This window comes from Streptomyces sp. NPDC001890 (assembly GCF_042891445.1).
Lineage (GTDB): Bacteria > Actinomycetota > Actinomycetes > Streptomycetales > Streptomycetaceae > Streptomyces.
The window spans coordinates 62,102-75,776 of the sequence record NZ_JBIATE010000024.1; the positions used below are offsets into that span (position 1 = coordinate 62,102).

Consider the following 13,675-nt stretch of genomic DNA (forward strand, 5'->3'; position numbering starts at 1 on the left):
GCCCCCCCGCGGGCGCCCGCGCCGCCCCCCGCCCGCCCCCCGCCCCCCCCCGCGGCCCCCCCCCCCCCCCCCACCGCCGGGGGGGCCCCCCCGGGGGGGCCCCCCCCCCCGCGGCTCAGTCGTACCGAGGTGTTACGCGGTCAGGCAGACTTCCTGCTGTCCCGCGGGTGTACGGCGATGTTCATGGCTCCGGAGCGCAGAACCGCCAGCCTCTCGGCGAGCACTTCCTCCAGCTCCTCGCGTGTGCGCCGCTCCATGAGCATGTCCCAGTGCGTACGCGCAGGCTTGCCCTTCTTCTCCTCGGGGCCATCCCCGTCCACCAGGAGTGCCATGGCGCCACACGCCTTGCACTCCCACTCCGGCGGAATTTCCGCCTCTACCGAGAACGGCATCTCAAATCGATGTCCGTTCTGGCATGCGTACTCCACCGCCTGGCGCGGGGCCAGATCGATGCCGCGGTCCGTCTCGTAGCTGGTAACCACGAGTCGCGTGCCGCGGAGAGCTCGCTCACTCATGAATCGTGCCTCCCGGGCTTGTCGCCCACAGGACAGGTGTCGCTGTCGTCGTCATCCGGTCAACGTCCGGTCGGCGGTAAAGATTCCCGTTGCCGGTCATGTGTCGCCCGTCGTGCCGCTGCTTTTTCAGGTTTCCCAGGGTTTCAAGTACCCAGCGATGCCCGGTTTGTCACATCTGGCGGAAGTTGTCACCCAACAGTTCGGTGTCTTCCGCTCGCAGTAACGGTCCTCCGGGCAGGCCAAAGGCGTACACTACCGGCCTTTCACTTCAACGTCTAAATCCGTTCCGGAACGGGATTGCCGGCGGCCGCCACGGCCCGCCGCACTGGCACCCTCGCGAGCAGCACGGAACCGACCACGAAGAAGATCACCAACGAGATGATCGCATCCCGGTAGCTGCCGGTCAGCTGGTACGCGAGTCCGAACACCAGTGGCCCCAGCCAGCTCAGTCCGCGATCGCTCATCTCGTACGCGGAGAAGTACTCGGCCTCCTTGCCGCGCGGCACCAGATGGGAGAACAGCGAGCGCGACAGCGCCTGGCTGCCGCCCAGGACCAGGCCGATCGCCGACGCCAGCGCGTAGAAATAGACCGGTGCCCCGGCGGGGAGGAAGTAACCGGCGACCAGGATCAGCGTCCAGACGACGAGCGAGCCGAGAATCGTGCGCTTCGCGCCGTACGACCGGGCCAGCCGGCCCATCCCCAGGGCTCCGGCCACCGCGAGCACCTGCACCAGCAGCACCGCAGTGATCAGGGTCGTCTGGTCGAGGTCCAGTTCCTCCGAGCCGTACACCGAGGCCTGGGAGATCACCGTCTGCACGCCGTCGTTGTAGATCAGGTACGCCAGCAGGAAGGAGAGCGTCAGCGGATGGCGGCGCATGTCGCGCAGGGTGGCCATCAGCTGCCGCCACCCCGAACCGACCGCACCCTCGCCGTCCGGCGCCACGTGCCGGTCGCGCAGCCTGCGCAGCGGCACGATCGTGAACGCACCCCACCACAGGCCCGCCGACGCGAGGCAGATCCGCACCGAGTCGGACTCGGACAGGCCGAAGGAGTCGTGGCCCGTGTACAGGACCAGGTTCAGGACCAGGACGATCGCACCCGAGGTGTATCCGAAGGCCCAGCCGCGCGAGGAGACCGCGTCCCGCTCGTCCGGTCCGGCGATCTGCGGCAGATAGGCGTTGTAGAGCACCATCGACACCGAGATCGCGGCGTTCGCCACGATCAGGAGGAAGGCGCCCAGCAGATAGCGGTGGCCGTCCAGGAAGAACATGCCCGCCGTCGCGGCGGCCCCCGTGTAGGCGGCGGCCGCCAGCAGCGGCTTCTTGCGCCCCGTACGGTCCGCCGCGGCACCCACGATCGGCATCATGATCACCGCGACCACGACGGACACCGAGACCGCGTAGGCGAACAGCGACCCGGCGCGGACCGGAATGCCGAGCGGGTGCACGAAGCCGTCGGCGTCGGCGGCCGCCTTGGCTATCGAGGTGAGATAGGGGCCGATGAAGACCGTCAGGACGCTCGTCGAGTAGACGGAGCAGGCGAAGTCGTAGAAATACCAGCCGTGTTGTTCACGTCTGCGGCTCGCGGCCTCGGCGGCATCCGCTGTCGGTTCCGTCGGCCCAGCGGTTTCCGCGGTCTCGGCGCTCAACCCGCACCCCCTCGTCTCTCCCCGTGAAGACGTCGCACGGCGGGCGTCAGGCCCAGGCTCCCCGGTCGCTCAGCACCGTGCGCAGCGTCTCGATGTGATCGGTCATGATGCCATCCACGCCGAGGTCGAGGAGTGCGGCCATCCGCTCCGGTTCGTTCACGGTCCAGACGTGCACCTGGAGCCCGCGCGCGTGCGCCTCGCGCACGAAGCGCCGGTCGACCACCCGGACACCGTTCTGGCTCTCCGGCACCTGCGCGCACACCGCTCCGGCCCGCAGCGCCGCCGGTATTCCGTACGAGCGCAGCCGCAGGCCCAGCACCCCCCGGACGCCGTAGGAGGTCGCGAGCCGGAGGCCCGCCAGCCGCTGCGCCGTGGCGACCCGGGCCTCCGAGAAGGAGCCGACGCACACCCGGTCCCAGGCATTCGTCCGGCGGATCAGTTCGATCAGCGGGGCCAGGGCGGTCCCGGCCTTGATGTCGACGTTCCAGCGCGCCCCGGGGAAGGTCTCCAGGAGTTCCTCGAAGAGCGGCAGCGGCTCCCGGCCCGCCACCCTGGCCCGCCGCACCTCGCTCCACGGCAGCTCGGCTATCCGGCCGCGGGCGTCCGTCACCCGGTCCAGGGTGGAGTCGTGGAAGGCCACCAGACGGCCGTCCGACGTGGTGTGCACATCGGTCTCGAAGTAGCGGTACCCGGCGTCGGCCGCCCGGCGGAACGCGGCCGTGGTGTTCTCGATCCCGTCCGCCGCACCGCCGCGATGGGCGAAGGGGATCGTCGCGGGATGGTCCAGATAGGGGTGGCGTACTGAGGTCACTCCGGAAGTATGGCCTGCTCCGGTGTCCGGTCGGTGACGGCACCGTCGCCGTTGCCCGGCGCGGACGCGACGGCGTCCCCGCGGGCCGCGCCCTTCCCGGCGGCGCCACCCCCGCCGGCCCCGGTCGCCGTGTCCGGCTTCCCGCCGACCGCGAAGAAGCGCAGGAAGAACTGGGCGAGCGGGCCGATGGCCAGGGCGTACACGACGGTGCCCGCGCCGAGGGTGCCACCGAGCAGGAAGCCGGTCACCACGACCGCCACTTCGAGCAGCGTCCGCACCAGCCGGATGGAACGGCCGGTCAGCCGGTGCAGCCCGGTCATGAGCCCGTCACGCGGACCGGGGCCGAACCGTGCCGCGATGTACAGCCCCGTGGCGACGCCGTTGACCACGACCCCTGCGGCCATCACGGCGATCTGCGCGGCCAGGCCGTGCACGTCGGGCACCAGCGCCAGCGTGCCGTCCATGGCTATGCCCACGACGAAGACATTGGAGACGGTGCCCAGGCCCGGACGCTGCCTGATCGGGATCCACAGCAGCAGCACGGCCGCGCCGACGACGATCGAGACGACCCCGATGGACAGGCCGGTGCGCTCGGCGAGCCCCTGATGCAGCACGCCCCAGGGTTCGAGCCCCAGGCCGGCCCGGACCAGCAGCGCCGAACTCGTCCCGTACAGCGCGAGACCGACGTACAGCTGGATCAGCCGGCGGGTGAGGTGCGCCCCGCGAGGGACGGCTGTGATGGACAAAGGGTGCCCCCTGGTGTGGTGGTAGTGGACTGACGCATGTCACTCTGTGGCAGGGGATTGGCTGCCAACTATGGCCAATCCGAGGAAGGTGGACTGATTTCCATGGCTCAGTGGACTTCGGCAGTGGGCGCGGCCCAGCTCGCCCGGCAGCTCCGGGCCCAGCAGCCCCGGCCCGTCGGCCCCGGCGCCCGCAAGCCCCCCGCCTATCGTGCGCTGGCCGACGGCATCCGTCTCCTCGTCCTCGAAGGCCGGGTGCCCGTCGCCGCCAGGCTCCCCGCCGAACGCGAACTGGCGCTCGCCCTCTCCGTCAGCCGCACCACCGTCGCCGCCGCCTACGAGGCGCTCCGGACCGAGGGGTTCCTGGAGTCCCGCCGGGGAGCCGGCAGCTGGACCGCCGTGCCCGCCGGGAACACGCTGCCCGCACGCGGACTGGAACCGCTGCCCCCGGAGTCCCTCGGCTCGATGATCGACCTGGGCTGCGCCTCGCTGCCCGCCCCCGAACCGTGGCTGACCCGGGCGTTCCAGGGCGCCATCGAGGAGCTCGCTCCGTACGCCCACACCCACGGCGACTACCCGGCCGGGCTGCCCGCGCTGCGGCAGATGATCGCCGACCGCTACACCGGGCGCGGGATCCCGACCATGCCCGAACAGATCATGGTCACCACCGGCGCGATGGGGGCGATCGACGCGATCTGCCACCTCTTCGCGGGCCGGGGCGAGCGGATCGCGGTGGAGTCCCCGAGCTACGCCAACATCCTGCAGCTGATGCGGGAGGCGGGCGCCCGGCTGGTGCCGGTGGCGATGGAGGAGGGGCTCGGCGGCTGGGACATGAACCGGTGGCGGCAGGTGCTGCGGGACGCGGCGCCGCGGCTCGCCTACGTGGTCGCCGACTTCCACAACCCCACCGGCGCGCTGGCCGACGAGGACCGGCGGCGTGACCTGGTGGACGCGGCCCGCTCCGCCGGTACGGTCCTGGTCGTCGACGAGACCATGACCGAGCTCTGCCTCGACCCCGATGTACGGATGCCCCGGCGGGTCTGCGCCTTCGATCCCGCGGGCTCCACCGTGATCACGGTCGGATCGGCGAGCAAGGCCTTCTGGGCGGGTATGCGGATCGGCTGGGTGCGCGCCGCCCCGGACGTGATCCGCAGCCTGGTGGCCGCCCGCGCCTACGCCGACATGGGCACCCCGGTCCTCGAACAGCTCGCTCTGAACTGGCTGATGCGCACCGGAGGCTGGGAGGAGGCCGTGCAGGTCCGGCGCGGACAGGCGAGGGAGAACCGGGACGCGCTCGTCACCGCGGTCCGCCGGGAGCTGCCCGACTGGGAGTTCTCCGTCCCGGACGGCGGCCTGACGCTCTGGGTGCGGACCGGCGGCCTCTCCGGCTCCCGGCTGGCGGTGGCCGGGGAACGGGTCGGGGTCCGCGTTCCGTCCGGCCCCCGGTTCGGGGTCGACGGCGCCTTCGAAGGGTACGTACGGCTGCCGTTCACGGTCGCGGGGCCGGTCGCGGACGAGGCCGCGGCACGGCTCGCGGCGGCGGCGCGACTGGTCGGGTCGGGGGCGGGCGTGGGGGCCGAGACGCCGCGTACGTTCGTCGCCTGACCCGGGAGACGGGAGACGTGTGAGGGGTGAGGGGTGAGGGGTGACGGGCCGGCCGGTCCGTCACCCCTCGGGCGATTCGCTCAGTCGGCGACCGCCATGCCGTCGACGGCCACGGCCACGCCGCGCGGCAGCACCGGTTCCGGGACGCCCGCTGCGGTCGGCGCGCCCGTCTCGGCGGGCACGCCGGTCTCCGTCGTCGCGCCGGTCTCGGCGGGCGCCTGCCGTTCGGGGAGCAGCCCGAGGACCGCCTGCCGCTCCGCCTCGCCGGTCGCCTCGTCGTACGGATCGGGCGTGGCCGGGACCTGGAGCCGGAGCACCGGACCGGTGCCGAGCCGCGCGTAGCCGCGGCCGGGCGGGACATCGGGGGCCGGGGTGGTGTGCGGCTCGGTGCCGAGCACCGACTCCACCTGCTCGCGGGAGCAGTGGCCGAGCACCACCCGGGCCCGGCAGTGCGTGCGCACGGTCTCGCCCAGGGCGTCGAGGCCGTCGAACTGGTCGGACAGGACGACGGTCACGTTGGCTGCCCTGCCGTGCCGGAGCGGCACCTGGAGCAGCTCCTGCGGATCTGGCCCCCCGTCGGCGGCGGACAGGTGGGCGAGGGCGCCGGGGCGGTCCAGCAGGATCCAGAGCGGGCGCCGGGTGTCGTCGGGCGCGGGGTGGCCGGACTGCCGGGCCCGGTTCGCGGCGGTCAGCCGACGCTCCGTCTCGTGGGCCGCCCACTCCAGCGTCGCCAGTGCGCCGGCGAGCCCGCACTCCACGGCCAGGACGCCGTCGCGCCCGGTCAGGAACGCGTACTCGCCGGTTCCGCTGCCTTCGACGATCAGGATGTCGCCGTGCTGGAGCGCCTGCAGGGCGATGGAGCGCAGCAGGGTCGTGGTGCCGCTGCCGGGCTGCCCGATCACCAGGAGATGCGGCTCGGTGGATCGGGCGCCGGTCCGCCAGACGACCGGAGGGGCGTCGCGGGTGGCGTCGCCGTCGTGCACCGGGACGGTGCGCTGCACCGCGTCGCCGTCGGTGAAGCCCAGTACGGTCTCGCCGGGTGCGGTGACGAAGCGCTGGGCGCCGATCGAGGTGGGCAGGGCGCCGAGGACGCTCATGACGAGCCGGTTGCCCTCCTCGTCCCAGGCGAAGTGGTACTCGCGGCCGCGGCCGGACTTGGCGTGCAGCAACCGCTCGATCCGGGCCCGGGAGTCGGCCTCGCTGTCGGTGAAGTAGGCGGGGTACGTCACCTGGAGACGGGTCAGCCGCCCGTCGGAGTCGAACTCGTAGCCGCTGAAGACCTTCTCCCAGTCGCCGCCGTGGGAGAACAGCGGACCGGGGTCGTCGGCCACCGAGAAGTACGGCACGAGCGCCTCGTACAGGGACCGCAGCCGCGTGGTCTCCGCCTCGTCGGGACCGGTCTTCGCCTCGGTCCGCTCCCGCCCCGCCCAGGCCGCCGCGCCCATCACCGTGACCAGGGCGATCAGGCCCCCGTACGGCATGAGCGCGAACGCGAGGACGCAGGCCGCGACGACGAACAGCGTGGGGCCACGCTTGTCCTTGGGCGTCGCGGCCCACTTCTGCCGTCCGGTCGCGGCCAGCAGCCGCAGACCACGGGTGATCGTGATCAGCGGATGGAGGACGTCCGTGGCGTTGTCGGCGGCCGTGCGCGCGAACTCGCGACTGCGAGTGATCGAGGCGCTGCCGCTGCTCAGAATGCGGGGGAGTGGTCGCCGGGCCACGTCGGTCTCCTGAAAGGGTGGGAACGGTCGCGGAGGGTCAGAACTTGATCCCGCCCAGGAGGCCGGCGAGACTCGCGCCGCCCGCCGTGATGCTCGGTGCGATGGCGGTGCCTGCCAGGTAGAAGCCGAACAGGGCAGTGACGAGGGCGTGCGAGGCTTTGAGGCCGTCCTTCCTGAAGAACAGGAAGACGATGATGCCGAGAATGACGACGCCTGACATGGACAGGATCATGAGTGGATCTCCTGGTTGGGGGGACAGTCACCATGAGTCCTTCCAGGTTCACCGGAAGTATCTATACGATAAAAGCTGCATTTGGGTGAAAAGTCGTTATTTTCACTTGAATGGCCGTCAGGGTGATCCCGGCGCGGCGGAACATTCGATGTCGCGTACTGTTCCGGCGCACCATTCGTGATCCTTTGCCACGGGTGGGCCGGGTCATGTGCCCGGTCGGGCAGTACCCTGTCGATTCACTCGTACGGCCCCCACGGCGTACGCCCCGGCAGGTCGACAGCGGTGAAACCGGTTAATGGAAGGCGGTCCGTCCGATGAGCGAAACACCCGATCCCGAGGTGGTCGAGCTGGCGACGAAGGTCTTCGACCTCGCTCGCCGGGGCGAGACCGACGCGCTCGCCGCGTACGTCGACGCGGGTGTCCCCGCGAACCTCACCAACGACCGGGGCGATTCGCTGCTGATGCTCGCCGCGTACCACGGCCACGCCGCCGCCGTCACGGCCCTCGTCGGCCGGGGCGCCGACCCGGACCGGGCCAATGACCGCGGGCAGACACCGCTCGCCGGGGCCGTCTTCAAGGGCGAGGACGCGGTGATCGAGGCACTGCTCGCCGCCGGGGCCGATCCGGCCGCCGGAACGCCCTCCGCCCTGGACACCGCCCGCATGTTCGGCAAGGCCGACCTGCTGGAACTCTTCGGTTCCCGCTGACCGGGTACGCCGTAAATGTGGTCGCGGTGGCGAAATGGCTGGGTCATCATGACGTCGCGGGCCCGGCTCCGGGCCACCGACGAGAGGCAGAGGAAGATGGTCTACACCAAGCAGAAGACGGCGGTCGGCCGATCATGTTGCTGCGCGGCGTAGTGCCCACCCGGCACTTGGAACTGCACAGTCCCGGTTGCGTCGACAGCTTGATGTGAGGCTTTTTCCATGTTTGATCCGTTCATAGCGCCGAGCGGCACCCTGCTCGGCCTGCTGCAGAGGGGCCGTGGCGACGGCACGCTCCACGCGCTCGCCGCACCACGCCCCGAGGCCCTGGCGGCTCTCAACCACTGCGTCCTGAGCGATCCGCGTCACGACTGGCAGGTGGAGAACCGCTCCCTCTACTACGCACGCCTCTACCTCGACCTCGACGGCGGCGTCGAGGAGATCGAGCGGCACCTGTGCGATCCCGACGACCACCTCGACACCGACGACTCGCGCACCGGGCTGGCCCTGGCCGTGCTCGGCCACCTCGCCTCGTACGGACGCGGCGACGCCCTGGCCCTGCTGCGACGGTACGCCGCGACCGGTGCCAACTGGGCCTGGGCACTGGACGAACTCGCCCTGCGTGACGACGACGCCGGGCTCCGCGCCCTCGCCGTCCCCGTGCTCGGCCGGTTCCCGGCCACCGAGGAGGGCGCGGCCGAGCTGGCCGCCGCCGTACGGGACGCCTACGAGCCCCGCCCCTGGCGGCTCTGGGCGGACGACCCGCGCGACGAGGTCGGCGCCCGGGTCCGGGCCGCCTCGGAACAGGGCTCGTTCGACCGCTGGCAGCGCCAGATGCGCCCCGGCGGCCCCCGTCCGGGCTGGAGCGTCCAGGCGGTCTTCGACTGGGCCCAGCAGGGGCTCGAACGCGGCAGCACCCTCCATGTGCCGGCCGCCCGCTGCCTCACCGCCGTCGCGGGCCCCGAGGACCGGCCCACGATCGTCGAGGCCGCCCGCAGCGGCCCCGAGGGCGCACGCTGCGCCGCCCTGCACTACCTCGCGGAGGCCAAGGACCCGGCCGTGCTCGACCTGATCGAGGCCGGCGCGGCCAGCGCCTCGCGCACCGTCGCCGACGCGTCCGTCGCCGCCTTCGAGCGGATGTGCGGCGACGCGGCGGTGGACCGCGCCCGGAGCTGGGCCCGGCGGCCCGACGCGCTCGGCGCCTCCGCGGCCGGTGTGCTCGCCTGCCGGGGCGGCGCCCAGGACGCCTCACTGGTCCTCGGCGCACTGCGCGAGGCCGTACGGGGCGACGGACCGGACGCACCACGGCTGTGGACCCTCGTCGACGGCGCGGGACGGCTCGGCATCGGCTGTGCCGCCCCCGTACTGCGGCACATCTACCGGGAGACGTCCTCCTCGCACCTGCGCGGCCGGGCGGCCCGCGCACTGGCCGTCACCGACCCCTCCTTCGCCACCGGATTCGCCGTCGAATGCCTGTGGGACTGCGAGGAGACCACCCGCGAGGTGGCCGCACTCCACGCGGAGACCGGGGACATCAGGGTCGCGGAGCGGCTCCGCCGCCTCGCCACCGACCCGGCCGAGGAGGCCGAGGTGCAGACGGCGGTACGCAGCCGGATCGGGCCCGACACCCCCGCGGCCTGACCGGTTTCACGCACAGCGACGCGCGTCGGGGGGCGCGCGGCGCCGACGAGCGGGCCTCGACCCGCCCCGGCTCGAACGCTCATTCCCGCCCGATGTCAACGGCGTGGCCCACTGGACCCCGCGGACGGCCCGTCATCTCCTCGCCCCCGGCCACGAACCACTCGTCGTGGCCCCGGCCCCGCCGCCGCGACGACCACGCCCCGCCCGGAGCGCCCCTTCGACGCCGACACCCCCTGCCCCGTGGTGCGCGTCCCTTGCCTCCCCTCTGCCCGGCTACGGAGTGCGGGGTTCCGCGACTTCGCCGTCGGCCCGGCCGTGCCCTCTGGTCCGCTGTCCGCGCCGCGGGCCAGTATGGAGGGATGACCGGACGCTGGGAGTTCTGGATCGACCGAGGCGGGACGTTCACCGATGTCGTGGGCCGGGACCCGGACGGGCACCTGGTCACCCGCAAGCTGCTCTCCCACGACCCGGACCGCTACCGCGACGCCGCCGTGGCCGGGATCCGGGCGCTGCTCGGCCTCGGCCCCACCGACCCGGTCCCCGCCGACCGGGTCGCCGCGGTGCGGATCGGCACCACCGTCGCCACCAACGCCCTGCTGGAGCGGCGCGGCGAGCCGACCGTCCTGGTCATCACGGAGGGCTTCCGGGACGCGCTGCGCATCGCGTACCAGAACCGGCCGCGCCTCTTCGACCGCCGCATCCTGCTGCCCGAGGCCGTCTACGAGCGGGTGATCGAGGTCCCCGAGCGGATCGACGCCCGCGGCCGGGTCGTCACCCCACTGGACCGGGAAGCGGTCGCCGAGCGGCTGAGGGCGGCCCACGCCGACGGACTGCGCAGCGCGGCCGTCGTCCTGATGCACGGCTACCGTCACCCCGGACACGAGAGCGCCGTGGCCGAAGCGGCCCGCGAGGCGGGCTTCACCCAGGTCAGCTGCTCGCACGAGGTGAGCCCGCTGATCAAACTGGTGCCACGCGGCGACACCACCGTCGTCGACGCCTACCTCTCGCCGATCCTGCGCCGGTACGTCGACGAGGTCGCCGGTGAACTCGACGGCATCCGGCTGATGTTCATGCAGTCCAACGGCGGGCTGCGCGAAGCCTCCCACTTCCGGGGCAAGGACGCGGTGCTCTCCGGCCCCGCCGGTGGCGTGGTCGGCATGGCCCGCACCTCCGAACAGGCCGGATTCGAGCGGGTCATCGGCTTCGACATGGGCGGCACCTCCACCGACGTCTCGCACTACGCAGGCGAGTTCGAGCGCGAACTCGGCACCCAGGTCGCCGGGGTACGGATGCGCGCCCCGATGATGAGCATCCACACCGTCGCGGCCGGCGGCGGCTCCGTGCTGCACTTCGACGGACGGCGCTACCGGGTCGGCCCCGACTCGGCGGGCGCCACTCCCGGCCCGGCCTGCTACCGCCGCGGCGGTCCGCTGACCGTCACCGATGCCAATGTGATGCTCGGCCGGATCCAGCCCGCGCACTTCCCGGCCGTGTTCGGACCGGACGGCGATCTCCCGCTCGACGCGGACCTGGTCCGCAAACGCTTCGACGCGCTCGCCGAGGACGTCGCACGCGCCACCGGAACCAGGCGCACGGCCGCCGAGACCGCCGCCGGATTCCTGGAGATCGCCGTGCTCAACATGGCGAACGCGGTCAAGAAGATCTCCGTGCAGCGCGGCCACGACATCACCCGCTACGCCCTGACCGGCTTCGGCGGCGCCGGTGGCCAGCACGTCTGCGCCGTCGCCGACTCGCTCGGCATCGACACGGTCCTCGTACCGCCGCTGGCGGGCGTGCTGTCCGCGTACGGAATCGGCCTCGCCGACGCCACCGCGATGCGTGAGCAGTCGGTGGAGGCGGAGCTGAACGAGGCGACCCGGACCGCGATCGGCGGGCTCTGCGACGAACTCGCCGCCCGGACCCGCGCCGAACTGCGCGCCGACGCCGTCCCCGACGCCGCGATCAGCACCCGCGCCCGGGTACTGCTGCGCTACGCCGGTACGGATTCCAGTCTGTCCGTCGACCTGGACACCGCACCCGCCATGGCCGAGGCGTTCACCGCCGAGCACCGGGCGCGCTACGCGTTCACCATGGACAAGCCCCTGGTCGTCGAGGCGGTGTCGGTCGAGGCGACGGGGACGGCGGGCCGGCACCGGCCCCGTCCGGCCGACGGCGAGCCCCGCCCGGGAAGCCGGCCCCGACCGCACGACACCGTGCGGATGTTCGCCGACGGCCGGTGGCAGGACACCCCGCTCCACCGCCGCGAGGACCTGCGCACCGCCGACACCGTGAGGGGCCCCGCCGTGATCGCGGAGGCGGACGCCACCACCGTCGTCGACCCGGGCTGGCAGGCCGCGCTCACCGGCACCGGCCATCTCCTGCTCACCAGGGTCCGCCCGCGCCCGGACCGTACCGCCGTCGGCACCCGCGTCGACCCCGTCATGCTGGAGGTCTTCAACAACCTCTTCATGTCGATCGCCGAGCAGATGGGCGTGCGCCTGGAGAACACGGCCCACTCCGTCAACATCAAGGAGCGGCTCGACTTCTCCTGCGCGCTCTTCGACGCGGACGGCAACCTGATCGCCAACGCCCCGCACATCCCCGTCCACCTCGGCTCGATGGGGGAGTCCATCAAGGAGGTGCTGCGGCGCAACGGTGACGCGATGCGTCCCGGCGACGTGTACGCCATCAACGATCCGTACCACGGGGGAACCCACCTGCCCGACGTGACCGTGGTGACACCCGTGTTCGACGGAGCCGACGGTGAACGGCCGGAGCTCCGCTTCCTCGTGGCCTCACGCGGACACCACGCCGAGATCGGCGGCATCACCCCCGGCTCCATGCCCGCCTTCAGCCGCACCATCCACGAGGAGGGGGTGCTGTTCGACAACTGGCTGCTGGTGCGCGACGGCAAGCTCCGCGAGGACGAGACGCGCGAACTGCTCACCACCGCCGCGTACCCCTCGCGCGACCCCGAGGCCAACCTCGCCGACCTGCGTGCCCAGATCGCCGCCAACGAGAAGGGCATCGCCGAACTCCGGCGCATGACCGAACAGTTCGGGCCCGATGTCGTCGCCGCGTACATGCGGCACGTGCAGGACAACGCCGAGGAGTCCGTCCGCCGGATCATCGCCGCGCTGCACGACGGCTCCTACCGCTACGAGACCGACAACGGCGCGGTCATCGAGGTCGCCCTCACCGTGGACCGGGCCGCCCGCTCCGCGGTCGTCGACTTCACCGGCACCTCACCGCAGCAGCCCGGCAACTTCAACGCGCCGAGATCCGTGGTCATGGCGGCCGTGCTCTACGTCTTCCGGACCCTGGTCGACGACGACATCCCCCTCAACAGCGGCTGCCTGGAACCCGTGGAGGTCCGGATCCCGGAAGGCTCCATGCTGGCGCCCGTCCACCCGGCGGCCACCGTCGCCGGGAACGTGGAGACGTCCCAGGCCGTCACCGGCGCCCTGTACGCGGCCCTCGGCATCCAGGCCGAGGGCTCGGGCACCATGAACAACCTCACCTTCGGCAACGGCCGCGTCCAGTACTACGAGACCGTGGCGAGCGGCTCCGGCGCGGGCGACGGCTTCGACGGCGCCGACGCGGTACAGACCCACATGACCAACTCCCGCCTCACCGACCCCGAGGTCCTCGAATGGCGCTACCCCGTCCTGCTGGAGAGCTTCCGGGTCCGTGAGGGCAGCGGCGGCGACGGACGCTGGCACGGCGGCCGCGGCGTGGAGCGGCGCATCCGCTTCCTGGAACCCGTCACCGTGGCGCTGCTCTCCGGCCATCGCCGGGTCCGGCCGTACGGCATGGCGGGCGGCGGACCCGGCGCACCGGGCGACCAGCACATCGAGCACCCGGACGACCGGGCGGCCACCCCGCTGCGCGGCTGCGACACGGCCGATCTGGACTCCGGAGACGTACTGGTGCTGCGCACGCCGGGTGGCGGGGGTTACGGCACCCCGCGGCCGGGCCGCGACGACGGTGCGGGACACGGCGGGAAACACGGCACGGAACACGGCGGGGAACGGGCCTGACACCGCTGCCCGCC

10 protein-coding genes are annotated in these 13,675 nt (G+C 72.5%); 4 read left to right on the forward strand and 6 right to left on the reverse strand.

Features of this window, described 5'->3' with window-relative positions:
- Positions 1–140: 140 nt before the first annotated feature.
- From ACFYY1_RS35075 to ACFYY1_RS35090, 4 genes are all read right to left on the reverse strand, one after another.
- Positions 141–515: an RNA polymerase-binding protein RbpA gene (locus ACFYY1_RS35075; protein ID WP_007262928.1), complete on the reverse strand. Its 375-nt coding sequence runs from the start codon at positions 513–515 to the stop codon at positions 141–143.
- Between the two features lie 275 nt (positions 516–790).
- Positions 791–2,164 carry an MFS transporter gene (locus tag ACFYY1_RS35080; RefSeq protein ID WP_388592805.1) on the reverse strand — a complete coding sequence of 458 codons (1,374 nt, stop codon included), beginning with the start codon at positions 2,162–2,164 and terminating at the stop codon, positions 791–793.
- Between the two features lie 46 nt (positions 2,165–2,210).
- On the reverse strand, positions 2,211–2,975 hold the full coding sequence (locus ACFYY1_RS35085) for a glycerophosphodiester phosphodiesterase (protein ID WP_388592807.1): 765 nt from the start codon (positions 2,973–2,975) through the stop codon (positions 2,211–2,213).
- On the reverse strand, positions 2,972–3,721 hold the full coding sequence (locus ACFYY1_RS35090) for a YitT family protein (RefSeq protein ID WP_388592809.1): 750 nt from the start codon (positions 3,719–3,721) through the stop codon (positions 2,972–2,974). Before ACFYY1_RS35090 ends, ACFYY1_RS35085 begins: the two co-directional genes overlap by 4 nt.
- Positions 3,722–3,823: 102 nt before the next feature.
- Here ACFYY1_RS35090 and ACFYY1_RS35095 point away from each other — a divergent pair, with 102 nt between their 5' ends.
- Positions 3,824–5,323 (forward strand): PLP-dependent aminotransferase family protein, encoded by a 1,500-nt coding sequence (locus tag ACFYY1_RS35095; protein ID WP_388592811.1) that lies wholly within the window; start codon positions 3,824–3,826, stop codon positions 5,321–5,323.
- Positions 5,324–5,403: 80 nt separating this feature from the next.
- Here ACFYY1_RS35095 and ACFYY1_RS35100 read toward each other — a convergent pair whose 3' ends face one another.
- Positions 5,404–7,044, reverse strand: a complete 1,641-nt coding sequence (locus tag ACFYY1_RS35100; protein WP_388592813.1) for a hypothetical protein — start codon at positions 7,042–7,044, stop codon at positions 5,404–5,406.
- Between the two features lie 37 nt (positions 7,045–7,081).
- Positions 7,082–7,276, reverse strand: a complete 195-nt coding sequence (locus ACFYY1_RS35105) for a hypothetical protein (protein WP_018103962.1) — start codon at positions 7,274–7,276, stop codon at positions 7,082–7,084.
- A 314-nt stretch (positions 7,277–7,590) separates the two neighbouring features.
- On the opposite strand from ACFYY1_RS35105, the gene ACFYY1_RS35110 reads away from it, so the two are divergent.
- From ACFYY1_RS35110 to ACFYY1_RS35120, 3 genes are all read left to right on the forward strand, one after another.
- Positions 7,591–7,983, forward strand: coding sequence for an ankyrin repeat domain-containing protein (locus ACFYY1_RS35110; RefSeq protein WP_388592816.1), 393 nt, complete (start codon positions 7,591–7,593; stop codon positions 7,981–7,983).
- Between the two features lie 219 nt (positions 7,984–8,202).
- A complete protein-coding gene (locus ACFYY1_RS35115; RefSeq protein ID WP_388592818.1) occupies positions 8,203–9,621 on the forward strand; it encodes a HEAT repeat domain-containing protein in 1,419 nt (472 codons plus the stop codon).
- Between the two features lie 359 nt (positions 9,622–9,980).
- A complete protein-coding gene (locus tag ACFYY1_RS35120) occupies positions 9,981–13,661 on the forward strand; it encodes a hydantoinase B/oxoprolinase family protein (protein WP_388592820.1) in 3,681 nt (1,226 codons plus the stop codon).
- Positions 13,662–13,675: the final 14 nt, after the last annotated feature.

Bases quoted from the DNA above. Each gene is read 5' to 3' on its own strand.
- ACFYY1_RS35115 (WP_388592818.1), top strand. From the start codon at position 8,203: ATGTTTGATCCGTTCATAGCGCCGAGCGGCACCCTGCTCGGCCTGCTG.
- ACFYY1_RS35105 (WP_018103962.1), bottom strand. From the start codon at position 7,276: ATGATCCTGTCCATGTCAGGCGTCGTCATTCTCGGCATCATCGTCTTC.
- ACFYY1_RS35110 (WP_388592816.1), top strand. From the start codon at position 7,591: ATGAGCGAAACACCCGATCCCGAGGTGGTCGAGCTGGCGACGAAGGTC.
- ACFYY1_RS35075 (WP_007262928.1), bottom strand. From the start codon at position 515: ATGAGTGAGCGAGCTCTCCGCGGCACGCGACTCGTGGTTACCAGCTAC.
- ACFYY1_RS35095 (WP_388592811.1), top strand. From the start codon at position 3,824: ATGGCTCAGTGGACTTCGGCAGTGGGCGCGGCCCAGCTCGCCCGGCAG.
- ACFYY1_RS35120 (WP_388592820.1), top strand. From the start codon at position 9,981: ATGACCGGACGCTGGGAGTTCTGGATCGACCGAGGCGGGACGTTCACC.